This is a genomic window from Comamonas sp. Y33R10-2 (assembly GCF_019355935.1).
Lineage (GTDB): Bacteria > Pseudomonadota > Gammaproteobacteria > Burkholderiales > Burkholderiaceae_C > Comamonas.
Genome location: NZ_CP079925.1, coordinates 979297 through 1003148, shown reverse-complemented (window position 1 = coordinate 1003148; position 23852 = coordinate 979297). Strand labels below are relative to the sequence as shown.

The window sequence follows — 23852 nt, the reverse complement described above, 5'->3', positions numbered from 1 at the left end:
CACCTTACTTCTGCTGCGTATGACATCCATCGCCCCCTCTCAAGTCGTCGCAACTGCTGCACTCGATCAGCCTTCTTTACAAACCCTGCGTGACGAATTCCGCAGCGCTAAGGCCAAACAGATAGCGCTGCTCAAAAACGCTTCACTGGGTCGGCGCAGCGTGCGGGGTGTTTTGCACCATTTGAGTGAATTGGCTGATGCACTGCTGGACACTCTCTGGATACGTGCACAAATGCCTCCAACCGCCGCCCTGCTGGCCGTTGGTGGCTACGGGCGCGCACAGCTTTTCCCTTACTCAGACATTGATGTGCTGGTGCTGCTGCCCCAAGGTGAGGCGCAACCCACTGCAGAAACTGCAGCACACATCGAAAAATTCATCAGCAGCTGTTGGGATGCGGGGCTTGAAATTGGCTCCAGCGTGCGCAGCATTGCCGAGTGTCTGCAAGAAGCCGCACAAGACCTGACGGTGCAAACCGCCCTGCTGGAGTCGCGCCGCATTACCGGCAACCAGCCGCTAGTGGCCGACTTCGAAAGCCAGTTCTGCGCGCAAATTGACCCCAAGACTTTTGTCGCCGGCAAGCTGCTGGAGATGCGCCAGCGCCATGCCAAGTACGACTTCACCCCTTATTCGCTAGAACCTAACTGCAAAGAATCACCCGGCGGCCTGCGCGATTTGCACACCATGCTCTGGCTGGCCAAGGCGGCGGGCTTTGGCAATAGCTGGCATGAACTGGCCGAGCAAGGCCTAATTACGCCGTTTGAAGTGCAGCAGCTCGAATCCAACGAGGCGCTGCTCAGCCTCATTCGCGCCCGCCTGCACGCAGCCGCAGGCAGGCATGAAGACCGCTTGGTGTTTGACTTGCAAACCGCTGTGGCCGAGACCTTTGGCTACCAATCCACCACCCCCGAAGGCCGCAAACTCGCTATGCGGGCCGGCGAGACACTGATGCGCCACTACTACTGGGCCGCCAAAGCGGTGACCCAGCTTTGCCAAATCGTGCGCATGAGCATTGAGGAGCGGCTAAGCCCCAGCTCGCACGAACTCATCCATCTCAATGAACGTTTTTTCGAGAAGGCCGGCACCATTGAAGTGGCAAGCGACGACCTGTACAGACGCGACCCCCATGCGATTCTTGAGACCTTTCTCATGTATGAGCAGCACGAAGGGCTGACTGGCCTTTCCAGCCGTACGCTGCGTGCGCTGTACGCCAGCCGCGATGTGATGGACAGCGACTTTCGCCACGACCCGGTGAACCGCGCCACGTTCATGAAGATTTTGCAGCAGCCCCGCGGCATCACCCACGCCATGCGGCTGATGAACCAAACCTCGGTGCTGGGCCGCTACCTCTGGCCGTTTCGGCGCATCGTCGGCCAAATGCAGCATGACCTGTTTCACGTCTATACGGTAGATCAGCACACACTCATGGTGCTGCGCAATGTGCGGCGCTTTTTCATGGCTGAGCACGCACATGAATACCCGTTTTGCTCCCAACTCGCCGCAGGCTGGGACAAGCCTTGGATTTTGTACCTCGCCGCCCTCTTTCACGACATCGGCAAAGGCCGCGGCGGCGACCACTCCGTTATCGGCTCGGTAGAAATCAAACGCTTTTGCCGCGCCCACCAAATCGACAAGGCTGATGCCGAGTTGGCCGAGTTTTTGGTCAGCGAACACCTGACCATGAGCCAAGTCGCGCAAAAGCAAGACCTGTCAGACCCCGATGTGATTCGCGCGTTTGCACAGCGCATTGGCAACGAACGCAAGCTCACCGCCCTTTATCTGCTGACCGTGGCCGATATTCGCGGCACCAGCCCCAAGGTTTGGACTGCGTGGAAGGGCAAGCTGCTCGAAGACACTTACCGACTGACGCTGCGCGTTCTAGGCGGGCGCGCCCCAGATGCCGCCGCCCTAGTGGAAAACCGCAAGCGCGAAGCCTTAATCCAGCTCGCCCTCTCGGCCCAGCCTTTTGAGTCACACAAAAAGTTGTGGGATTCGCTGGATGTGAGCTACTTCATGCGCCATGAAGCCGCTGATATCGCTTGGCATACACGCCATCTTTCGCGCCATGTCGGCGCTGACAAGCCTGTGGTTCGCGCACGCCAGTCACTGGCGGGCGAAGGCTTGCAGGTGCTGGTTTATGCGCCCGATCAGCCCGATCTTTTTGCCCGTATCTGCGGCTACTTCGACCGGGCCAACTTTTCCATTCTCGACGCCCGGGTCCACACCGCCAACAACGGCTATGCGCTAGACACTTTTCAGGTGGTCGCCCCAGCCATGCAAGAGCAATACCGTGAGCTCATGCACATGGTGGAAAACGATCTTACGCATGACCTCGTGCAAAGCGGCCCCCTGCCCATGCCGTCACAAAAAAGACTGTCTCGCCGGGTTAAGAGCTTTCCGTTTGCACCGCGCGTTTTGCTTCGCCCCGATGACAAAGCCCAGCACTGGCTGCTCTCCATCTCCGCCTCAGACCGCGCAGGTCTGCTCTACACCATTGCCCGCATACTGGCCCAGCACCATATCAGCGTGCAACTGGCCAAGATCAGCACCTTGGGCGAGCGCGTGGAAGACACCTTTTTGATCGAAGGCCCAGAGCTACAAAGCAACAACAGCCAGTTGCGCATAGAAACTGAGCTACTGGCAGCCTTGGCTCAGACCTCCTGAAATAGCGACTTCAGTTTCGAGAAATTCTGCCGATAAGCATTCACCACTACTACGGAAAGCTTATGCAGCTCGCCTCTAATGAAGTCGCGGCCCCGCCGCCCAGCACTACCACCCGCAGTGGCCTGTTTCATATGCCGCTGTTTCGCCCCGGTACCGAGGTAACCCAAAATGGCCAACGCGAAATTGTCAGCCATGTCATTTTGCGCAGACGAGAGCTGATGGTTTACTTGCAAGGCCATGAAGACCCTGTCAAACCAGACCGTTTGCATTTGGCGCCCTCGCTGTTCACCACCGAGCGCAGCCCTCAGCCTCTGACCTGGTTTTTATAACCCATCAAGCATCAAAAAAAGCCGCTGTTGCTTATGGCATCAGCGGCTTTTGCTATGGATTTTGAATTTAGTTCAATGCGGCTTGCACATCGCCATGACCTGACCCAGCTGCACAGGTGCTGCAGGCTGCCACTGCGCATTGAACTGCAGGCTCGCACTTTGAGGGAACAGCATAACCACGGTAGAGCCCAGCTGAAAACGGCCCATTTCCGCACCCTTGGCCAGCTCAACCGCCTCAGCTCCTTCGTAGTTCCAAGTCTTGATGTGTCCGGGGCGCGGTGGATTGATCAGCCCATGCCAGACAGTGGCCATGCTGCCCACAATCGTCGCCCCCACCAGCACCATTACAAAAGGGCCGTGTGCCGTATCGAACACACAAACCACGCGCTCATTGCGCGCAAACAGACCAGGTACGCCACGCGCCGTCACCGGATTGACCGAAAACAAATCGCCCGGCACATAGATCATGCTGCGCAGCTTGCCCGCGCATGGCATATGAATGCGGTGATAGTCACGCGGACTCAGATAGATGGTGGCAAAGCTGCCGTCATCAAACTGCCGCGCCAACGCTGTATCGCCGCCTACCAGTGCTGTTGCACTGTATTGGTGACCTTTGGCCTGAAAAATTTGCTCGCCTTCAATGGGGCCAAACTGGCTGATAGCGCCATCTACTGGGCATACCCAATCGGCCTGCTGCAATGGACGAGCGCCATCTTTCAACGCTCGCGTAAAGAAGGCATTGAATGTTTTGTAAGCAGCAGGATCGGGGTTCGCGGCCTCGGCCATATTGACCTTGTAGCGCTGAATAAAGCGACGAATGACTGCCGTCGTCAAGCCCCCTGCTTCAGCCTGGGCCAATTTTCCCATCAGAACGGTTAACGCCTGCTTGGGCAAGAAATATTGAGAAAGTACGGCAAGTCGATCAGACACAATGGTTTTTTGCTATCAAAGTTATAGAGAAGTGAAGAGGATTCTAGCGAAGACCACGCTAGCTGCCATGATCTTGAAAAACACCAGTGCAAGCCAGCCCCCATTGCCTTAGCGAAACTGACCGTAGGCCTAGTGAAAGCACTATGAAAAAATTGCAAAAAACCCGTCTTATCGATGCGACGCAGACTCATTTTTGAGCGCATTTGTTAGGCCAAAACGCTAAAATTCTGATGATTAGATGAATGCATTTGTACTGCATTGCTAATGGGATACCAGCCTTTGTTTGCACTGCGCAGTGCTGCGCAGCACCCTTGCCAAATCAAAGGCCTGAGTCATACAACACTCAGGCTTTTTACGTGGCGATGACGAACAAACGCCGCAACTGACATTTTTTGAGATTAAACAAATGGCCAAGGAAGAACTGATTGAAATGCAAGGCTCTGTGACGGAAGTCCTGCCTGACTCACGTTTTCGCGTCACGCTAGAAAACGGTCACCAACTGATTGCCTACACGGGCGGCAAAATGCGCAAGCACCACATCCGCATTCTGGCGGGCGATAACGTGTCGCTGGAAATGTCGCCCTACGACCTTACCAAGGGTCGCATCACCTTCCGCCACTTAGCCGGCCGTGGCCCAGGCCCTGCAACGCCCCGCCGCCCTAAGTAATTGACCTCTTCACTAAAAAATGGCGCAGCTTCTAAAAACAAGTCATTTTTTGTGCATATAATAGCGGCTTCGGAGCGTAGCGCAGCCTGGTAGCGCATCTGCTTTGGGAGCAGAGGGTCGCGAGTTCGAATCCCGCCGCTCCGACCAAATGATTCAAGGACTTAGCCTTTAAAAGGGCTAAGTCCTTTTGTCTTTTCTGGCTAGAATTAAATAGCATCGGCAATGTTGATGCGCAGCCAAAGACAGTTATTGCTAACCACAGCGCCCGCGCCTGATGGGGACATTTGAAGCAACTAAAAACTGACTCAAGCCCAGAGGCATTGCTTTGCCCGCTCCCTTCAGCCTCGTCGCTCCGTATCTGAGTAGCGCTTTCACTTCGAGGCACTATCTGCTTTTTCTGCGCCTGAAAAAGAAAAAGCCCCTAGCGTTATGCTAAGGGCTTTTTTACTGGGGCGAACAATGGGGCTCGAACCCACGACAACCGGAATCACAATCCGGGGCTCTACCAACTGAGCTATGTCCGCCGTAACTTGCGCTTTAAATCTGAAGATTTAAAGCATTATTTGGGGTGGCTGATGGGGCTCGAACCCACGACAACAGGAATCACAATCCTGGACTCTACCAACTGAGCTACAGCCACCGTAGAAGCATCTATTGTAATGCAGAAATCAGGCCAAAATAAATTCAAACCTGATTTATCCACCCAGTTACGGGCGCGGCACTTTAATCTGAACCTTGAAGTCTTTCTTCAACTGTTCATAGTAGGCCATGACCTCAGCCATGGAAGCCCACTGCGTAAACTGCGACTTCTGCTGCTCGATCACTTGGGCATCTTGGGCGGGACGTTCAGCAACGCGATTGATCTTGATGACGGCATAGCCCGCATTACCCAAGTCAACGCCTTCCCATGCAGGTAAAGCATTAGTCGGGGCGCGCAGCGCTGCATCCAAAACTTCGCGAGGTAAATCCATCGCTTGATCGCGACCCACCTCAACTGGAGCAGCAAGCTTAGCCGTTTCAGGTTTTGCCTTCCACTCGCTCATTTTTTCCTTGGCGTCTTGCTTGGCCATCTCTGCGGACTGATGCGCCACATAAAGCTGCTTGAGCTTGTCACCGACTTCTTCCATCGACTGAGTGTGCGCAGGAGAGTAGCTCAACACGCGACCAGCAACCAGCGTATTTGGCGCCAATTCCACCGCATCAGTATTGCGCTTATTTTCCAGCGAGTCCGCAGAGAACAACGCCTCTAAGAAACGCTTGCTTGCCAATGGGCCTTGCGCACCCTGAACTGGCTCACGCGTCACATTCTCAGCCTTGTGAATAGTCAGCTTGAATTTCTCTGCCACAGGCTTGAGGCTTTCAGACTGCTCATAAACACCGTTGGTAAACGCTTCTGCCGCTTCAGCAAACTTGCGCTGTGCCTGTTGTTGCTTAAGGTCGGCCTCCAGCTTAGGGCGCATTTCTTCAAACGATGGCACTTTGGGTTGCTTCACAGCGGTCAGCTCGATGATGTGAAAGCCAAAATCAGACTCAATCACGTCACTGATATCGCCTTCTTTCATCTTGAAAACAGCTTCTTCAAAAGGCTTGACCATCGCATCGCGACCGAAGTAGCCCAGATCACCACCATTGGCCGCTGAGCCAGGGTCTTGTGAATTGGCTTTTGCAACCTGCGCAAAGCTCTTTGGGTCTTTACGCACTTGGGCCAGCAACTCTTCAGCCTTGGCTTTGGATTTGGCACGCTCTGCAGCGGGCATATCCTTGCTGGCATTAATCAGGATGTGACTCGCACGACGCTCTTCAGTTCCGGCCAAACGCGCTGCGTTTTCCTTGTAGTAGGTTCGCAGATCATCTTCGCTGAGCACAATGCTTTGCTGCACAGCAGCCAGATCCAGCTGAAGGTATTCAACAGTTGCAGCTTCCGCCTGCTTAAACTGAGCAGTGTGCGCTTCATAGAACGCTTTAAGCTCAGCCTCAGTAGGCTGGACTTTGGCCGCAAAAGCAGCCGCATCAAAGCGGGCCACCTGAATTTCGCGGCGCTGATACAGCGCATTCATTGCCTGCTGCAACTGCACACCTGTCGCAAAACTACTCGACGATGCAGTACCCAACACTTGAGCGAGAGCTAGCTCTCGGCGCAGGTTTGCCTCAAAGCCTTCCGGAGTCATCCCTTGCGACCCAACCAAAGCCTTGTAGGCCTCAGCATCGAGAGAGCCGTCAGGCTTTTGCAGAGTTGCAATAGCAGGAATTTCACGCAGCGTACGCACCAATTGCGCATCTGACGTCGTCAAATGCATCTTATTAGCAGCAGCCGCTAAAACGCGGTCTCGCACCAGCTTCTCCAGCGTGTTATAGCGTGCCTCTGGAGTGTCAAGTAGTTTGGCATCCATGGTCGGATTCTGCGCACGCAGACGATCACTTTCAGCCCGGTGAGCGTTGTCCCAGTCTTGTTGGCTAATCTCATGCCCATCCACGCGAGCCACAGTCTGACTGGATTCGGTGAAGTAGCTCTGATCGACCCCAACAAAAATGAAAGAGGGAATAATCAGCAAGAACAACAAGATCATGATGAACTTGGAATGCTTGCGGATGGATTCAAACATGGTCAATCTTTCTGCGGAGGCAAAAATAAAGGCGAACTTTCGTTCGCCTCATTAACAATGGTGAAAGCCGTGGGACCCGAATACGCCACTGACCGGGCCTCTACAGGGCAATGATGCACTACAGAACTGCCATCCAACCTCCACCAACAGGGTTAGGCTAATCACACCCATTCTACCTGCGCACTTTTCAATTGCTGCAGTTGCGCAAGCGCATCTTGCGCAAAATACACTCAGCCAGCGTTGAAAACGCACGAATCTAAAACTAAAACGCAAAAAAGGCCTAGATTTCTCTAAGCCTTTTTTGCGTTTTAGTGGTGGGTCCTGACGGTCTCGAACCGCCGACCTACTCCGTGTAAAGGAGCCGCTCTACCAACTGAGCTAAGGACCCACTGAAACTTTTTGTCAGTTCAGAGCATCTTTCAATGCTTTGCCCGGACGGAATTTTGGCACTTTGGCCGCTTTGATCTTGATCGACTCACCCGTACGTGGATTGCGACCTGTACGTGCTGCTCGTTTGCCAACTGCAAATGTTCCAAAACCAACAAGCGATACTGTACCACCTTTTTTCAGTGTTTTCTTCACTGCGTCGATCGTAGAGTCCAATGCACGCGCTGCGGCTGCCTTGGAAATATCGGCGTTGTTAGCGATGTGCTCAATTAGTTCGGTTTTATTCACAAGATGCCTCTCGAGAAATCAGTAAATGGAATGTTTCTATTAAAGCAAACTTTGCAAAAAAAGAAACCAGTCGCGACGAATCTAAATTTTAGTGCTTTATTTTTTGAGTATTTTAGCACTCATTTTTAGCTAAAGCTTTCAACTTTTCATCTCATTTCGCGCTGCGCATTCCAGCGACAGGTTCATATTCTATGCGGCTTTTGAGCCGTTTCAGGCAAGCAACGCAGTTTTTTAACAATGGAGCTGTGTCGGCTTCACCAATTGACAAAATTTCGTAAAAACGACAGCCCAAAATCTACGCACTAGACCGTAAAAAAAGCGCTTGAAAACAAGCGCTTTAATAACTTTTTAGAAAAACTCAGAGCCTTGCTCGGATTTCTGGAAGTGCTTTTTTCAGGTAATAGGCCATGGACCAAACCGTAAGCACAGCGGCAATCCAAATGAGCCAATGTCCCCATACGCCCGTATCCAACACACCAAAGGCTACGCCGTCGTAAAGCAGAAAAGGAATCGCAACCATCTGCGCCGTTGTCTTGAGCTTGCCTATCATGTGGACAGCGACGCTCTTGCTGGCACCCAATTGAGCCATCCATTCACGCAACGCAGAAATGGCAATTTCTCGGCCAATGATGATGAGCGCAACAAACACGTCAGCGCGCTGCAGATGAACCAGCACCAACAGTGCTGCACAGACCAAAAACTTATCCGCAACCGGATCAAGAAATGCGCCAAAAGCCGAAGTCTGATTGAGTTTGCGCGCTAGATAGCCATCAAACCAGTCGGTGGCAGCGAACACGACAAACATGATGGTCGCAATAAGATTGCGGGTGGATGCGTCTAGTGGCGCGTAAAACACCCCGACGATGAGCGGAATCGCCACTATCCGCGTGCAGGTCAGCAAGGTGGGGATGGTCAAGAACATAAGCGCATTGTGTCATGCACTGAGACACCTAGTTTCATATTCCTTGCCGCGCACGTCTATCACTTAGTGCAGCGCACGGTAAATCTCTTCGGCCAAGGTAGCGGATATACCTTCAACCGTCATGAGATCTTCTACGCTAGCATCGCCCACGCCACGCACACCGCCAAAGCGCTGCAATAAACGCGCACGCTTTTTTGGACCAACCCCCGGAATTTCTTCCAGGCTACTGGAGCCTGTGCGCACCTTGGCACGTGCAGCGCGCATGCCGGTGATCGCAAAACGGTGCGCCTCATCTCGTATTTGCGCCACCAGCATCAACGCTGCCGAATCGTGACCCAGATAGACCTTTTCACGCCCATCAGCAAACACCAACTCTTCCAAGCCGACCTTGCGGCCCTCGCCTTTTTCCACACCCACGATGCGCGATAGATCGAGACCCAGCTCAGTAAACACTTCGCGCGCCATGCTGACTTGGCCCTTGCCGCCATCCACCAGCACCAGATCAGGCAGATGTGGCTGCTTGCCCGTGAGTTCTGCCCCGCCCGCTTCACGCTGCGCATCAGCAACAGGCTTGTAGCGGCGCGTCAACACCTGGCGCATGGCGGCATAGTCATCGCCACCCGAAATGCCTTCAATGTTGAAGCGGCGGTAATCACTGCTTTGCATTTTGTGGTGATGGAACACTACGCAAGATGCCTTGGTACTCTCGCCACTGGTGTGCGAGATGTCAAAGCATTCAATCGTCAGCGCATCCAAATTCTCAACCGGCAGATCCAGGGCCTCGACCAGCGCCCTCGTGCGCGCTTGTTGCGAGCCTTCTTCGGCTAACAAGCGTGCCAGTTGGATATCCGCATTTTTTTGGGCCATCTCCAACCAAATGCGGCGCTGCTCACGCGGCTGCTGAACTACAAAGATGCGTACACCCGTCTGCTCGGTCAACAAAGCAATGAGCTTTTTTTCTACCGAATGGCTCACTACAAGGGTAGGCGGCACCGTGACTCCCACATAGTGCTGGGCGATAAAGGCTTCCAGCACCAGCTCTTCTATAGGGCGATCTTGCGCAGCGACATCGACTTCTTCCTCGCTGAAATAAACCGAAGCAGCATCGCCCAAGTTGGCGGGGAAATATGGCCTATCGCCCAGATGCCGCCCTCCACGGACCATAGCCAAATTAACGCAGGCACGACCGCCCTGCACCTTCACGACAAGTATGTCCACATCCTTATCGTCTGCCGTTTCAATCGACTGCTGGTGCAGCACACGGGACAAGGCCGTTATTTGATTGCGTACCTCGGCAGCCTGCTCAAACTCCAGCTGATCGGAGTGAGCCATCATGCGCGCTTCCAATTGCTCAAGCAGCTCGCTGGTTTCACCGCGAAGCATGGCCTCGGCGTTGCGCACATCCAGCGCATAGGCTTCAGGCGATATCAAATCCACGCAGGGGCCGCTGCAGCGCTTGATTTGATACAGCAGGCACGGCCGCGTGCGGTTGCCATAAACCGTGTCTTCACAGGTGCGCAGTCTGAACACCTTTTGCAGCAATTGAATTGTTTCTTTGACCGCCCAAGCACTTGGATAGGGGCCAAAGTATCGGTGCTTTTTATCGACAGCGCCGCGGTAATAAGCCATGCGCGGAAACTCTTGAAACCCGGGCTCACCGCTCTTGCCATCTCGGTGTGCCACGCCACTAAGTTTGAGATAGGGGTAGCTTTTATCATCCCTAAACAAGATGTTGTACTTGGGGTACAGCGTCTTGATCAGGTTGTTCTCCAGCAACAGTGCTTCTGCTTCTGAGCGCACCACCGTCGTCTCCATGCGTACGACCTTGCTGACCATGTGCCCTATGCGCGTTCCGCCATGATCTTTCTGAAAGTAGCTAGAGACTCGGCGCTTGAGGTTGATGGCTTTGCCCACATAGAGCAAAACGCCTGCAGCATCAAAATAGCGATAGACACCGGGAAGAGATGGCAGCGCGGCGACCTGGGCCAAAAGTTCAGGAGAGTGCGTGGAAGACATAGCCGATATTGTCTGCGCATGTCAGACCTCGCAACAGCAAGAGTCACCCAGCGAGTGATAATCACCGCCTCGTGAAGTGGCTGCGCGCCAGCCTACAACACCTCGCAGGACTCAACGACCAACACGGGCTCCTGCGCCAATCCAAGAGAACTCACAACCACTGAAGTCATGCTGGATTTTTTACCGCTACCAAAACATCAACCAAGCCCCCTACGCCTTGTACGCCCTGCACTAATTTGGGATATTTTCTGTCAGATCATTGATAACTTTGGCGATGTTGGCGTGTGCTGGCGCACCGCGGCAGAACTGGTGGCGCGCGGCCAGCAGGTAAGACTATGGATGGACGAGGCCAGCGCCTTGCAGTGGATGGCACCGCAACCCTGGCCACAAGCTTTAAGCGTGCACACATGGCCCGCACAAGCCACAGACATACCTGCATCTATTGGCGACGTGGTTGTTGAAGCCTTTGGCTGTGAGATTCCCGCGCCTTTCGTTTCAGCCATTGCACGCAAGGCAGAGCAAGGCCATCCGCCGGCATGGATCAACCTCGAATATCTGTCTGCTGAAGACTATGTAGAGCGCTGCCACCGCCTGCCATCGCGCATCATGTCCGGCCCGGCGGCGGGCCTGACCCGCTGGTTTTTTTACCCCGGTTTCACAAGTGCCACAGGCTCATTGGTGCGAGAGCAAAACTTAAGCCAACGCCAGAATCATTTTGCATGCGAACGCCAACAATGGCGGACTGCGCAAGGGGTCCAAGCGAACGAATTCGCTGTCTCGCTGTTTTGCTATGAGCCAATAGCCTTGCCGCAATTGCTTGAGCAACTACCCAGCCTCAACGCCAGACTACTGGTCACCCCTGGTCGGGCTACTGCAGCTATTCAGGCGCTGCCAGCTGCACAGCAATTGAACATTCAATATCTGCAGCCATGCCCACAGCCTCAGTTTGATGAAATGCTCTGGGCCGGCGATCTGAATCTGGTGCGCGGTGAGGACTCTCTGGTTCGCGCCATCTGGGCGGGTCAACCTTTTGCTTGGCATATCTACCCACAACACGACAATGCCCACCACGACAAGCTCAATGCCTTTTTGGACTGGCTGGGTGCGCCCACAAGCCTCAGGCGTTTTCATCACGCTTGGAACGGCATGACCGCACCGCAAACATTGCCTTTGCTGAACCCTGAAATATTGACAGAATGGGCCTTGTGCGTACGGGCTGCACGAGAAAAATTAGCGATTCAGGCCGACTTGATTGAGCAGCTTCAAGCTTTTGTTGCCGAAAAAAGCTAAAATCCACGTTTTGCTTCTCTGAGGGCAGAGCGTACCCGGCCCGCCGAGCGATCTTGCTTTTCAGGGTCGCGCCCCGCCGCGGTACATGCGGCAGGCCCCGCCGCCGCACTATTGATGCGTTGCTAATTCACTTCAGCAACCATTGCGAACAGCTTGCCTGCCGTGTAGAGCGGCTCCAACCTTTCAAACGCAAGCAAGCCATGAAAATCGCTCAAGAAATCCGCGCAGGCAATGTGATCATGTTCGGCAAAGACCCCATGATCGTTCTGAAGACCGAATACGCTCGTGGCGGCCGTGGCGCTGCTACCGTGCGCATGAAGCTCAAGAGCCTGATCGGCAACTTCGGCACTGAAAACGTGTTCAAGGCCGACGACAAGATCGACAACGTGATTCTGGACAAGAAGGAGTGCACTTACTCTTACTTCGCAGATCCAATGTACGTGTGGATGGACGAAGAGTTCAACCAGTACGAAGTCGAAGCCGAAAACATGGCTGACGCACTGAACTACCTGGAAGACGGCATGACTGCCGAAGTGGTGTTCTATGACGGCAAGGCAATTTCTTGCGAGCTGCCCACCACCATCGTGCGCGAAATCACTTGGACTGAGCCTGCTGTTAAGGGTGATACATCCGGCAAGGTGCTGAAGCCCGCAAAGATTGCGACTGGCTTTGAAATCGCCGTGCCTTTGTTCGTGGCTCAAGAAGACAAGATCGAAATCGACACCCGCGTTGGCGAATACCGCAAGCGCGTGTAATGCAGCCGCAACTCTTGCAGTTGCTTGACTCAACAAAAAAGGCTTCCTACACGGAAGCCTTTTTTATTAGTGCTGAAGTTATTCAGCACAATGAGCCCTCACAAAATACTGTAAGTCTATGCAAGACTGGCAGCATCACCACCCACTTCACCGGCAAATGACGCACTCCCTGCCCTGGCTGCAGCCTGAACAAGAATTTCCACCTATTGATCAAACTTGGGGAGAGCGGGACCCCATTCCCGGCCTGCTGGCTGCGGGTAGCACACTAGATGCCGCACATCTTCGCGCAGCCTATAGCCAAGGCATTTTTCCATGGTTCAGCGATGGGCAGCCAGTGCTCTGGTGGTCTCCCAATCCGCGCATGACTTTGCGCCCTGAAGAGTTCCGGCTCCGTCGCAGTTTGCGCAGGGCATTGCAAAAATTCCGCGATACCCCTGGCTGCGAAATTCGCATCGACAGCGCCTTCTCAACCGTGATGCAGCACTGCGCTCAAGCCCCGCGCGATGGGCAAAACGGCACCTGGATTGTTCAAAGCATCATCGATGCCTATACCGAACTTCACCACCAAGGCGCAGCACACAGCGTAGAGACTTGGGTTGATGGCAAATTGGTGGGCGGCCTGTACTGCGTGGCACTGGGCAAGGCAGTGTTTGGCGAATCTATGTTTGCACTGCAAACCGATGCCTCAAAAATTGCCCTGTCTGCGCTGGTTGCGCTGTGCCGTGCCCATCAGGTTCCTCAAATTGACTGCCAGCAAGCCACTGCGCACCTGTCATTTATGGGCGGACAAGAAATTCCGAGAGAGCAATTTATTCAAACCGTCAAAACACAAGCTCAGTTGCCCGATATGCATTGGCAATTTGCACCTCTATACTGGAGTAAATTGCTAAGCGCCCCTGAAATTTGACGCAACGCTTCTGTAGCACCGGCCTGATCATGACGCACCCGAACGACCTACCGCTACATGCCCTGCAGTTCTATGCCACGGCAGCCTACCCCTGCAGTTACCTGCCAGGGAGAATGGCACGCTCTCAGGTCGCAACGCCCAGCCATCAAATACAGAATGCAGTTTATTCAGAGTTGGTCACCATGGGGTTTCGCCGCAGCGGCATGTTCACGTACCGACCTTATTGCGACGGCTGTCAAGCCTGCATTCCGCTGCGCATCCTGAGCAGCGAATTTCATCCTAATCGCAGCCAGCGACGCTCGGCCAAGCAACACGGCCAACTGATTATCTCGATACAGCGACTGCATTACTCGGATGAGCACTACCAGCTGTACCTGCGCTACCAGCAACACCGCCACAGCGGCGGCGGCATGGACAACGATAGCGTGGACCAGTACACCCAGTTTTTGCTACAAAGCCGCGTCAATTCACGACTGGTGGAATTTAGAGAGCCAACGGAGACAGGCGAGCGCGGCACGCTCAAGATGGTCTCGATTTTGGATGTACTGGAAGACGGCCTATCTGCCGTCTACACCTTCTACGACCCAGAAGATCAAGCCAGCTACGGCACCTTCAATGTGCTTTGGCAAATCAAGCAGGCACAAGCTATGAACTTGCCTTACGTCTACCTCGGATACTGGATCTCGGACAGCCAAAAGATGCGCTACAAAGCCAGCTTTCTTCCGTATGAAGTCCGTGAAGCTGAACAATGGCAACGCGTTGATCGGTAAAGCGTTGTGCGCTCGCACATTGAATAGCTGCGCAGCCAAAAAGACGGGCAGATGACATGCCTGCGCGGCGCTTGCCCCGCTAGAATGCCCTGATCCCGCAAAGCACCTCCAACGAATGAAAAAAGACGACCTAGCAGTCTCCGCAAAGCCCAGCGTCCAGGTTCTGGAGCGCATGTTCACGTTGATCGACGTGCTGGCATCGCGTGAGGAAGCGGTTTCTTTGAAGGAGATCAGCGAACGCACGGGCCTGCATCCCTCCACAACGCACCGCATCCTCAACGACCTCGCCATCGGCCGCTTTGTGGATAGACCCGAGTCAGGCAGTTACCGCTTAGGCATGCGTTTTCTGGAGCTTGGCAACTTAGTTAAAGCTCGCCTGAATGTGCGCGAAGTCGCGCTGACGCCGATGCGCCAGCTCCACAAGCAAATTCAGCAGCCTATCAGCCTCTCCGTGCGCCAAGGTGATGAAATCGTTTACGTGGAACGTGCATACAGTGAGCGTTCCGGCATGCAGGTGGTGCGTGCGATTGGTGGCCATGCTCCGCTGCACCTAACCTCCAACGGCAAGCTATTTTTAGCGGCTGACGACTCCCAGCAAGTCCGCGCCTATGCCACCCGCACGGGACTTCCCGGCAAGACCCACTTCAGCCTGACCCAAATTGGTCAACTAGAGCATGAACTGGCCAAAGTTCGCCAATACGGCATTGCACGCGATAACGAAGAGTTAGAACTGGGAGTGCGCTGCATGGCCGCAGGCATTTACGATGACCAAGGCAAACTCATTGCAGGTCTATCCATCTCGGCGCCCGCAGACCGCCTTGATGAAAGCTGGGCCCCACGCCTTCAGGCCACAGTGCAAGAAATTTCCTTAGCCCTTGGCTGCGCCGTTGCACGTATCACAAACACACAGACAACTCCGCACTCGTACAGCCGCAGCCATCCAGAAGACTGACTCAATTCGCTATGAATTGCTGAGCATCAGGTGCAACAACTACAGCGGATAGAGCTTAATTTCACCGGATCAGGGCATAAAAAAACGCTACTTGAAGTAGCGTTTTTTTATGTGCCTCTTAGAGCCAATACCTAACCGAAAGATTAGCCACGAATACGCTGAGCTACAACGCTGCTTGCACTGGGCATGCCTTCAACCCAATGACGCACTCGCTCAGCATCAGCTAGGCGGCTAAACTTACCTGCAGAATCCAGGAACACCATGATCAGCTTGCGACCGGAAACTTGGGCCTGCATCACCAAGCAGCGACCAGCCTCGGAGATATAGCCCGTCTTTTGCAAACCAATATCCCAGTTGTCGCTTTTGACTAAACGGTTGGTATTGTTGAACTGCAAAGTGCGGCGTCCCACAGCCACTTCATAGCCATGAGATGTCGAGTATTCGCGCATCATTGGATCTTCGTGTGCAACAGCTACCAAACGAGCCAAGTCACGTGCGCTGGACTGATTGCTACTGGACAGGCCCGTAGGCTCTACATAACGCGTGTCTTTCATGCCCAGCTGCATGGCCTTCGCGTTCATTTGCTGCACAAACTGCCCCAGGCCACCCGGATAAGTGCGACCCAGTGCATGGGCAGCACGGTTTTCACTAGACATCAGCGCAAGATGCATCATCTCAGAGCGCGTCAAGGTCGTCCCCACCCGCAAACGCGAGCTACTGTGCTTTTCGGTATCCACATCATCTTGAGTGATGGTGATCATCTCATCCATAGGCAAACGAGCCTGCGAGACCAGCAAGCCCGTCATGATCTTAGTGAGTGAAGCAATGGGCAAAACCGCCTGATCGTTCTTGCTAAGCAACACTTCATGCGTATCTTGATCGATCACATAGGCCACGCTGCTTTGCAGATCCAGCGGATCCGTCACCGAGTGCAGACCTGCCATCTGCCCATAAGACCTGCGGGCAGGTTCCACAGATACCGCAACTGCAGCAGCAGCGACTGCCGCGCCGCCAGCCCCAGCCTTGGCTAAGCGCTTCCTGCCAGAAGTTCTGGACTTATCAGCCTTAGCCACCACTTCAGACTTGGCGCCTTTTTTGCTGACCGCCTTGGCTACTTTGGCACCCTTGGCTTTTTTAGGCTCCGCAGCCACGCGGGCTTTAGAAGAGGCAACTTTAGCAGCGGGCGCTTTAGCTCCTTTTTTAGAGGACGCAGCGGCAGTGGCAACGGGCTTTTTAACGTCTTTTTTAGTTGTCGCTTGTGCAACGGGCACAGCTAACGCACAGCTCAACAGAGCTAAAGACAACACCTGAGGTAGTTTTGCAAGGCGAAATGAACGCAGCATTGGCATGCGATACTCCAGACAACAAGGTGTAAGGACTTAATTCAATCAAAAAAGTTGTGCAGCGACAAGCACTTGCACAACTTACTCGATAATCTAAGTGAAATTATAAATCTAGCAATCAATCTTGTGCTGCTACAACTTGATGATTGCTATGTATTTAATTCAAACAACTCAGACAAGCCTTGGCAAAACAAACGTTGCTTCAAAATCTGGAGCGCTGAACCGTTCACGCTTTCAGCTGCTACTGACGACTGAGCAGCCTCGAAAGCAGGCTTATTCGCTGGTGCGAAATCAATATCGCTTTTGACCGATAAATTCATGCCCAGCAAAAAGCCGGTGCGTTTTTGGCGACACCGGCTTACAAGCTTTTAGGCAGTTGCCACTTCTTCAGCAGCCGACGGGACACGTTGTACGCCCGAAATAATGGCCCGAAGCGAGGCCGACACGATATTGGCATCTACGCCAACCCCGTAGCAAACTTGACCATCATCTACGCGCAGTTCAACGTAAGCAATGGCCTTGGCATTAGCGCCTTCACCAATCGCGTGTTCAGAGTAGTTCAACACGCGCACATTGCGGCCCACTGCAGCCGAAAGGGCTTGTACAAAGGCATCAATCGGGCCTGTTCCTTGGCTTTCCAAGACATGCTTTCTGCCAGCCACTTCAACCTCTGCAGTCATGCTGACCACGCCATCGGCTTCACTCAAACGGTACTGAGGAGCCTTCACCGTGTTGACGCCATATTCACGTTGGAACAGCTCCCACAGCGCTGCTGCAGACAATTCCTTACCGCTGATATCCATCTCGCGCTGCACCACTTGGCTAAATTCAATCTGCAAGCGACGGGGCAATTGCAAGCCGTATTCGCTTTCCAGCAAATAGGCAATGCCGCCCTTACCTGACTGGCTGTTCACGCGAATCACAGCCTCGTAACTACGGCCCAAATCTTTGGGGTCGATTGGCAGGTATGGCATATCCCAGATATCGCCTTCCTTGCGATCAGCAAATGCCTTTTTGATGGCATCTTGGTGTGAACCAGAGAAAGAGGTGTAAACCAGCTCCCCCACATAAGGGTGACGCGGATGCACCGGCAGCTGGTTGCAATGCTCAACCGTTGCACGGATATCGTCGATATTGGAAAAATCCAGACCGGGATTCACACCCTGGATATACATATTGAGGGCGACGTTGACCACATCCAAGTTACCGGTGCGCTCGCCATTGCCAAACAAACAGCCTTCCAAACGGTCCGCGCCTGCCATCAAAGACAATTCGGCAGCCGCCGTGCCTGTGCCGCGGTCATTGTGAGGGTGAACCGAGATCACCACGCTATCACGGCGTTTGATGTTGCGACCCGTCCACTCCACCATGTCGGCAAAGATATTGGGGGTGGAATGCTCAACGGTGGTGGGCAAATTGATGATGCACTTGTTCTCTGGCGTGGGCTGCCATACATCCGTCACTGCATCGATTACGCGCTTGGAGAACTCCAACTCAGTATCCGAATACATTTCGGGCGAGTACTGGAAGGTCCACTTCGTCGAAGGGTTCTCCGCAGCAATGTCCTTGAACATCTGAGCGTTGGTTACAGCCAACTCCACAATTTCGTCTTCGCTCATGTTCAGCACCACACGACGCATCACAGGCGCTGTTGCGTTGTAGAGGTGAACAATCGCACGAGGCGCACCTTGCAAAGACTCAAAAGTACGGCGAATCAGGTGCTCACGCGCCTGTGTCAAAACCTGCACCGTCACATCATCGGGGATACGATTTTCCTCGATCAGCTTGCGCATGAAGTCAAACTCGACTTGCGAGGCAGACGGGAAACCCACTTCAATTTCCTTGAAGCCAATCTTCACCAGTTGCTCAAACATCTGCACCTTGCGATCGATGTCCATGGGCTCGATCAAGGCCTGATTGCCATCACGCAAATCCACGCTGCACCAGACTGGGGGCTTGGTGATAACGACATTGGGCCATGTACGGTCCGTCAAGCGCACGGGAGCGAAGGCACGATATTTGGTAGAAGGGTTTTGCAACATGGTGAGTCTCTTTAGTCGAAATCAGAAAAATTTGAACCTAGCTTCAGCGGCGCCCAAAACAAAAACGGCCCGTCGCTTAAGCTACGGGCCGTGAAGTAGGGTTGTTTGTACGCGCGCGCTACTTCCTATGCCCGGTGGACATTAGTAGTAGAGCTAGCGACAGGTTTTGCATGCGAATGACTTTAACACATGAAAAGTTGAGAGCGCCAGCACTTTTTATGAGGCGAGATTAATCGTCGTGCAAGCCGCGCTCGTCAGGCTCGTCTTTAGAGGTGGAGACAATGCTCACATGCTCCCCCTTGGCGCGGCGCCAAACATAAATCACATAGCCAGAGATGGAGTAGCCCACAAACACCAAAAACAGCATGGTGGCTGGCTCAATACTCACGACAGCCATCAACAAAGCGACCACCACCAGCGAAACAAACGGCATGCTCTTAGCGCCGCCAATGTCCTTGAAGCTGTAATAAGGAATATTGGTGACCATCGTCAGGCCAGCAAACAGCGTGATGGCAAACATGATCCAAGCCAAGTCAGCGCGATCTGTGGGGTAGCCACCAAACCAGGACATCACATCACCAAAGATCGGAACATCGCGGTGCGACACCATCAAAGCGCTGGTCAGCCAGATAAAGCCTGCTACCAAGGCTGCAGCTGCTGGCGAAGGCATACCCTGAAAGTAACGCTTATCAACCACGGTCGTGTTGACGTTAAAACGTGCCAAACGCAGTGCGGCGCAGGCGCAGTACACAAAGGCCGCCAACCAACCCCAGCGGCCCAGTGGGCGCAGCGCCCATTCATAGGCGATCAGCGCGGGAGCAGCACCAAAAGAAACCATGTCGGAGAGCGAATCCATTTGCTCACCAAATGCGCTTTGGGTGTTCGTCATACGGGCCACACGACCGTCTAGGCTGTCGAGCACCATGGCGCAGAAAACACCCAAAGCGGCCAGTTCGAACTTATTGTTCATGGCCATCACGATGGAGTAGAACCCCCCAAACAGTGCCGCTAGCGTGAACAGATTGGGCAGCACATAAATGCCTTTGCGCATCTTGCGCTGAGTACCCGTTACTTCGGCAGATTCATTGCTGTTTTGCATTAAACAGACCTCCAGTGCTTGCATGTCATGCGCATGCAGCTATTAAAACCATAGTATTTCAAGCAAAGCCATCACAGCAACGCCCTACCCCCAGTGTACCCGCGGGCGCACGCAGTGCCAGCAATGAAAAAGGCCACCTAAGCGGTGGCCTCTTGCTGACTCAAAGTCACTCAGCTTTCGCCGAATGACTTGGCGTGCATTAGTTGCGGGTTTGATCAACCAGCTTGTTCTTGGAGATCCAAGGCATCATGGCGCGCAGTTGGCCGCCCACTTGCTCGATGGCGTGGTCAGCATTCTGGCGACGACGTGCAGTCATCGATGGGTAGTTCAGGCGACCTTCGCTGATGAACATCTTGGCGTATTCACCGCTTTGGATGCGCTTCAAGGCGTTGCGCATGGCTTCGCGCGACTTGTCGTTGATGACTTCGGTGCCAGTCACATACTCACCATACTCGGCGTTGTTCGAGATGGAGTAGTTCATGTTGGCGATACCGCCTTCATACATCAGGTCAACGATCAGCTTGAGCTCGTGCAGGCACTCGAAGTAAGCCATTTCAGGAGCGTAGCCAGCTTCGGTCAGGGTCTCGAAGCCCATCTTCACCAGCTCAACCGCACCGCCGCACAGAACGGCTTGCTCACCGAACAGATCGGTCTCGGTTTCTTCCTTGAAGTTGGTTTCGATGATGCCGCCCTTGCCGCCGCCATTGGCAGAAGCGTAAGACAGAGCGATATCACGGGCCTTACCGGAAACGTCTTGGTACACAGCGATCAGCGAAGGAACGCCGCCGCCCTTGAGGTACTCGGAGCGCACGGTGTGGCCGGGGCCCTTAGGAGCCACCATGATCACGTCCACGTCGGCGCGGGGCACGACTTGGTTGTAATGCACGTTGAAGCCGTGAGCAAAAGCCAGCACAGCGCCAGCCTTGATATTGGGGGCAACGTTGTTGTTGTAAACATCAGGGATGTTTTCGTCAGGCAACAGCATCATGACCACATCAGCGGCCTTCACTGCATCATTGACTTCCATCACGTTCAGGCCAGCCTTGCCAACCTTGTCCCAAGATGCGCCACCCTTGCGCAGACCGACCACGACCTTCACGCCGGATTCGTTCAGATTTTGTGCATGTGCGTGGCCTTGGCTGCCGTAACCAATGATGGCTACAGTCTTGCCCTTGATCAGGCTCAGGTCACAGTCTTTGTCGTAGAAAACTTTCATGTTGGCTCCAGGGTCTCTTATCTTGAGGGGTTTAAAAGGTTTGAAAGATTCGGAAAGGGTCAATTAGACACGCAGAATGCGCTCGCCACGGCCAATACCTGAGGCACCTGTGCGCACTGTCTCCAAAATGGCAGTGCGATCAATGGCTTGCAGGAAGGCGTCGTTCTTGGACTGGTCACCGGTCAGCTCAACGGTGTAGCTTTTTTCGGTCACATCGATGATGCGGCCGCGAAAGATATCGGCCATGCGCTTCATCTCTTCGCGCTCCTTGCCAACAGCTCGCACCTTGACCATCATCAGCTCGCGCTCGGTGTAAGAACCTTCTGTGAGGTCAACCACCTTGACCACTTCAATCAGGCGATTCAGATGCTTTGTGATTTGCTCAATCACATCATCCGAGCCGGTGGTCAAAATGGTCATGCGCGACAGCGACGGGTCTTCCGTCGGCGCCACCGTCAGGGATTCGATGTTGTAGCCACGGGCCGAAAACAGGCCCACAACGCGCGAAAGTGCTCCGGGCTCGTTTTCGAGCAGGACGGCAATAATGTGCTTCATATCCAGATTCCTCTTTTCGTCGCCCTCCCCTGACACCGGTAAGTGCCAGGCTCGGCGAGCAATAGATTCGTCAAAAAACGCTATTTAAAATATAGCTACCAGTCATTGATTTTTAATGGCTTGAGGTCGATTTCATTCAAAAATCGACTCAGACATCACAAATCGTCAGCGCCCAGCAGCATTTCCGTGATACCGCGACCGGCTTGCACCATGGGGAACACGTTCTCGGTAGGATCGGTACGGAAGTCAAGGAAAACAGTCTTGCTCTCTTCGCGCACGATGCGGCGGGCTTCGCGCAGCGCGCCTTCCACGTCTTCAGGCTTTTCCACCAGAATGCCGCGGTGGCCATAAGCCTCAGCCAGCTTCACGAAGTCAGGCAGAGAGTCCATGTAGCTGCTGGAGTAGCGGCCCGAGTACTCAATTTCTTGCCACTGCCGCACCATGCCCAGGAAGCGGTTGTTCAGCGCGCAGATCACCACAGGCGTGTTGTATTGCTTGCAGGTGGCCAGCTCTTGAATGTTCATCTGAATCGAGCCTTCGCCCGTGATGCAGAACACTTCAGCATCAGGCTTAGCCAGCTTGATACCCATGGCATAAGGCAGACCCACACCCATGGTGCCCAGACCGCCAGAGTTAATCCAGCGGCGCGGCTCGTCAAAACGGTAGTACTGCGCGGCCCACATCTGGTGCTGACCCACGTCAGATGTCACGTAAGCGTCGGCATCTTTCGTCATCTTCCACAGCGTATCCACCACGTACTGGGGCTTGATCACGTCGGTGTTCGACATGTCATAGGCCAAGCAATCGCGGCTGCGCCAGCCTTCAATGGTGCTCCACCACTGGCTCAGAGCACCTTCATCAGCACGCTGAGTGGATTCGCGCAGCATGGCGATCAGCTCAACCAGCACATCCTTGACATCACCCACAATAGGCACATCCACCTTCACGCGCTTGGAGATAGAGGATGGATCCACGTCGATGTGAATGATCTTGCGCTCTACCGACATAAAGTGCTTGGGGTTACCAATCACGCGGTCGTCAAAGCGAGCGCCCACGGCCAGCAGCACATCGCTGTTTTGCATGGCGTTATTGGCTTCAATCGTGCCGTGCATGCCCAGCATGCCGAGGAACTTCTTGTCGCTGGCAGGATAGGCTCCCAAGCCCATCAAAGTGCTGGTCACCGGGTAGCCCAGCATCTCCACCAAAGTGCGCAGCTCGTTGGTTGCATTGCCCAGCAACACACCGCCGCCTGTATAGATGTAGGGACGCTTGGCCGCCAGCAGCAATTGCAGTGCCTTGCGAATCTGGCCTGCATGACCCTTTTTGACAGGGTTATACGAGCGCATTTCCAGCTTTTCTGGATAGCCGGCGTACAGCGCCTTCTTAAAGGACACGTCTTTAGGAATATCCACCACCACAGGGCCTGGGCGGCCGGTGCGGGCAATGTGGAAAGCCTTCTTCATGGTCTCGGCCAGATCGCGTACGTCTTTCACCAAGAAGTTGTGTTTGACGATGGGACGCGTAATGCCCACGGTGTCGCACTCTTGGAAAGCATCGGTACCGATTTGATTGGTCGAAGTCTGGCCAGCAATCACGACCAAAGGGATGGAGTCTGTATAAGCCGTAGCAATACCAGTAACCGCATTGGTCAGGCCGGGGCCGGATGTCACCAGCGCCACGCCTACTTCACCGGTTGCACGGGCAAAGCCATCGGCCGCATGCACAGCCGCCTGCTCATGGCGCACCAGCACATGCTGAATCGTCTCTTGCTTGTACAGAGCGTCGTAAATGTAGAGAACTGCCCCGCCTGGGTAACCCCACAGGTGCTTGACACCTTCAGCCTGAAGAGACTTGATGAGGATTTCGGAGCCCATTAACTCTTGGGCGCCCTTGGAGGACGAAGCGGCTGCCGCGGAGGCCAGCTCAGCTTTGGAAATTTCCATGATTAACCTTTGTGAATTTCTCTAACGAAAAACCTTCGGTGCCCTTAGCCTGAAGCCCTTGTGGGGCCGGTTTAGGACTTAAGACCACAAGCCATGAGCGTTTGTGTATACGCCGAACCGTGATCCGTTTGCTTCTATAAGTTGAAAACATTATCGCACTGCAACAAGACCTTCAA

19 protein-coding genes and 4 tRNA genes are annotated in these 23852 nt (G+C 54.0%); 9 read left to right on the top strand and 14 right to left on the bottom strand.

Annotated elements, in window-relative coordinates; genetic code table 11:
• Positions 1–19: 19 nt before the first annotated feature.
• Complete coding sequence (locus KUF54_RS04555; protein WP_219345488.1) at positions 20–2662, top strand: [protein-PII] uridylyltransferase; 2643 nt, start codon at positions 20–22, stop codon at positions 2660–2662.
• A 62-nt stretch (positions 2663–2724) separates the two neighbouring features.
• Complete coding sequence (locus KUF54_RS04550; RefSeq protein ID WP_219345487.1) at positions 2725–2991, top strand: hypothetical protein; 267 nt, start codon at positions 2725–2727, stop codon at positions 2989–2991.
• A 72-nt stretch (positions 2992–3063) separates the two neighbouring features.
• Here KUF54_RS04550 and asd read toward each other — a convergent pair whose 3' ends face one another.
• Positions 3064–3921: an archaetidylserine decarboxylase gene (gene asd, locus KUF54_RS04545; RefSeq protein WP_219345486.1), complete on the bottom strand. Its 858-nt coding sequence runs from the start codon at positions 3919–3921 to the stop codon at positions 3064–3066.
• Between the two features lie 406 nt (positions 3922–4327).
• Here asd and infA point away from each other — a divergent pair, with 406 nt between their 5' ends.
• Both infA and KUF54_RS04535 read left to right on the top strand, forming a co-directional pair.
• A complete protein-coding gene (infA, locus tag KUF54_RS04540) occupies positions 4328–4588 on the top strand; it encodes a translation initiation factor IF-1 (RefSeq protein ID WP_219345485.1) in 261 nt (86 codons plus the stop codon).
• A 70-nt stretch (positions 4589–4658) separates the two neighbouring features.
• Positions 4659–4735: transfer RNA gene (locus KUF54_RS04535), tRNA-Pro, on the top strand.
• A 301-nt stretch (positions 4736–5036) separates the two neighbouring features.
• Here KUF54_RS04535 and KUF54_RS04530 read toward each other — a convergent pair.
• From KUF54_RS04530 to uvrC, 7 genes are all read right to left on the bottom strand, one after another.
• Positions 5037–5112, bottom strand: a tRNA-His gene (locus tag KUF54_RS04530).
• A 40-nt stretch (positions 5113–5152) separates the two neighbouring features.
• Positions 5153–5228: transfer RNA gene (locus KUF54_RS04525), tRNA-His, on the bottom strand.
• Positions 5229–5295: 67 nt separating this feature from the next.
• Positions 5296–7191: a SurA N-terminal domain-containing protein gene (locus tag KUF54_RS04520; protein WP_219345484.1), complete on the bottom strand. Its 1896-nt coding sequence runs from the start codon at positions 7189–7191 to the stop codon at positions 5296–5298.
• A gap of 312 nt (positions 7192–7503) precedes the next feature.
• A tRNA-Val gene (locus KUF54_RS04515) sits at positions 7504–7579 on the bottom strand.
• Between the two features lie 14 nt (positions 7580–7593).
• Complete coding sequence (locus KUF54_RS04510) at positions 7594–7866, bottom strand: HU family DNA-binding protein (protein WP_099737394.1); 273 nt, start codon at positions 7864–7866, stop codon at positions 7594–7596.
• 358 nt (positions 7867–8224) lie between these two features.
• Positions 8225–8788, bottom strand: coding sequence for a CDP-diacylglycerol--glycerol-3-phosphate 3-phosphatidyltransferase (gene pgsA, locus KUF54_RS04505; protein ID WP_219345483.1), 564 nt, complete (start codon positions 8786–8788; stop codon positions 8225–8227).
• Positions 8789–8851: 63 nt separating this feature from the next.
• Positions 8852–10804: an excinuclease ABC subunit UvrC gene (uvrC, locus tag KUF54_RS04500; protein WP_219345482.1), complete on the bottom strand. Its 1953-nt coding sequence runs from the start codon at positions 10802–10804 to the stop codon at positions 8852–8854.
• A gap of 168 nt (positions 10805–10972) precedes the next feature.
• Here uvrC and earP point away from each other — a divergent pair, with 168 nt between their 5' ends.
• The 5 genes from earP (at position 10973) to KUF54_RS04475 (ending at position 15478) form a co-directional block, all read left to right on the top strand.
• Entirely contained in the window at positions 10973–12094 is a 1122-nt protein-coding gene (gene earP, locus KUF54_RS04495) for an elongation factor P maturation arginine rhamnosyltransferase EarP (protein ID WP_219345481.1), read from the top strand.
• Between the two features lie 200 nt (positions 12095–12294).
• The gene (gene efp / locus KUF54_RS04490; RefSeq protein ID WP_219345480.1) at positions 12295–12849 is read left to right on the top strand and encodes an elongation factor P; all 555 of its coding nucleotides are present in this window, start codon (positions 12295–12297) and stop codon (positions 12847–12849) included.
• A 157-nt stretch (positions 12850–13006) separates the two neighbouring features.
• Positions 13007–13756: a leucyl/phenylalanyl-tRNA--protein transferase gene (gene aat, locus KUF54_RS04485; RefSeq protein ID WP_219345479.1), complete on the top strand. Its 750-nt coding sequence runs from the start codon at positions 13007–13009 to the stop codon at positions 13754–13756.
• Positions 13757–13785: 29 nt separating this feature from the next.
• Complete coding sequence (locus KUF54_RS04480; protein WP_219345478.1) at positions 13786–14526, top strand: arginyltransferase; 741 nt, start codon at positions 13786–13788, stop codon at positions 14524–14526.
• Between the two features lie 115 nt (positions 14527–14641).
• Positions 14642–15478 carry an IclR family transcriptional regulator gene (locus KUF54_RS04475; RefSeq protein WP_255576293.1) on the top strand — a complete coding sequence of 279 codons (837 nt, stop codon included), beginning with the start codon at positions 14642–14644 and terminating at the stop codon, positions 15476–15478.
• A 143-nt stretch (positions 15479–15621) separates the two neighbouring features.
• Here the strand turns inward: KUF54_RS04475 and pbpG are convergent, their stop codons facing one another.
• The 6 genes from pbpG to KUF54_RS04445 form a co-directional block, all read right to left on the bottom strand.
• Positions 15622–16827, bottom strand: coding sequence for a D-alanyl-D-alanine endopeptidase (gene pbpG / locus KUF54_RS04470; protein WP_219345477.1), 1206 nt, complete (start codon positions 16825–16827; stop codon positions 15622–15624).
• Positions 16828–17189: 362 nt separating this feature from the next.
• A complete protein-coding gene (gene leuA / locus KUF54_RS04465; protein ID WP_219345476.1) occupies positions 17190–18863 on the bottom strand; it encodes a 2-isopropylmalate synthase in 1674 nt (557 codons plus the stop codon).
• A 229-nt stretch (positions 18864–19092) separates the two neighbouring features.
• On the bottom strand, positions 19093–19962 hold the full coding sequence (gene pssA, locus KUF54_RS04460; protein WP_219345475.1) for a CDP-diacylglycerol--serine O-phosphatidyltransferase: 870 nt from the start codon (positions 19960–19962) through the stop codon (positions 19093–19095).
• 199 nt (positions 19963–20161) lie between these two features.
• Positions 20162–21178 (bottom strand): ketol-acid reductoisomerase, encoded by a 1017-nt coding sequence (gene ilvC / locus KUF54_RS04455; protein WP_219345474.1) that lies wholly within the window; start codon positions 21176–21178, stop codon positions 20162–20164.
• Between the two features lie 63 nt (positions 21179–21241).
• On the bottom strand, positions 21242–21733 hold the full coding sequence (gene ilvN / locus KUF54_RS04450; protein ID WP_099737407.1) for an acetolactate synthase small subunit: 492 nt from the start codon (positions 21731–21733) through the stop codon (positions 21242–21244).
• 155 nt (positions 21734–21888) lie between these two features.
• The gene (locus tag KUF54_RS04445; RefSeq protein ID WP_219345473.1) at positions 21889–23676 is read right to left on the bottom strand and encodes an acetolactate synthase 3 catalytic subunit; all 1788 of its coding nucleotides are present in this window, start codon (positions 23674–23676) and stop codon (positions 21889–21891) included.
• Positions 23677–23852: the final 176 nt, after the last annotated feature.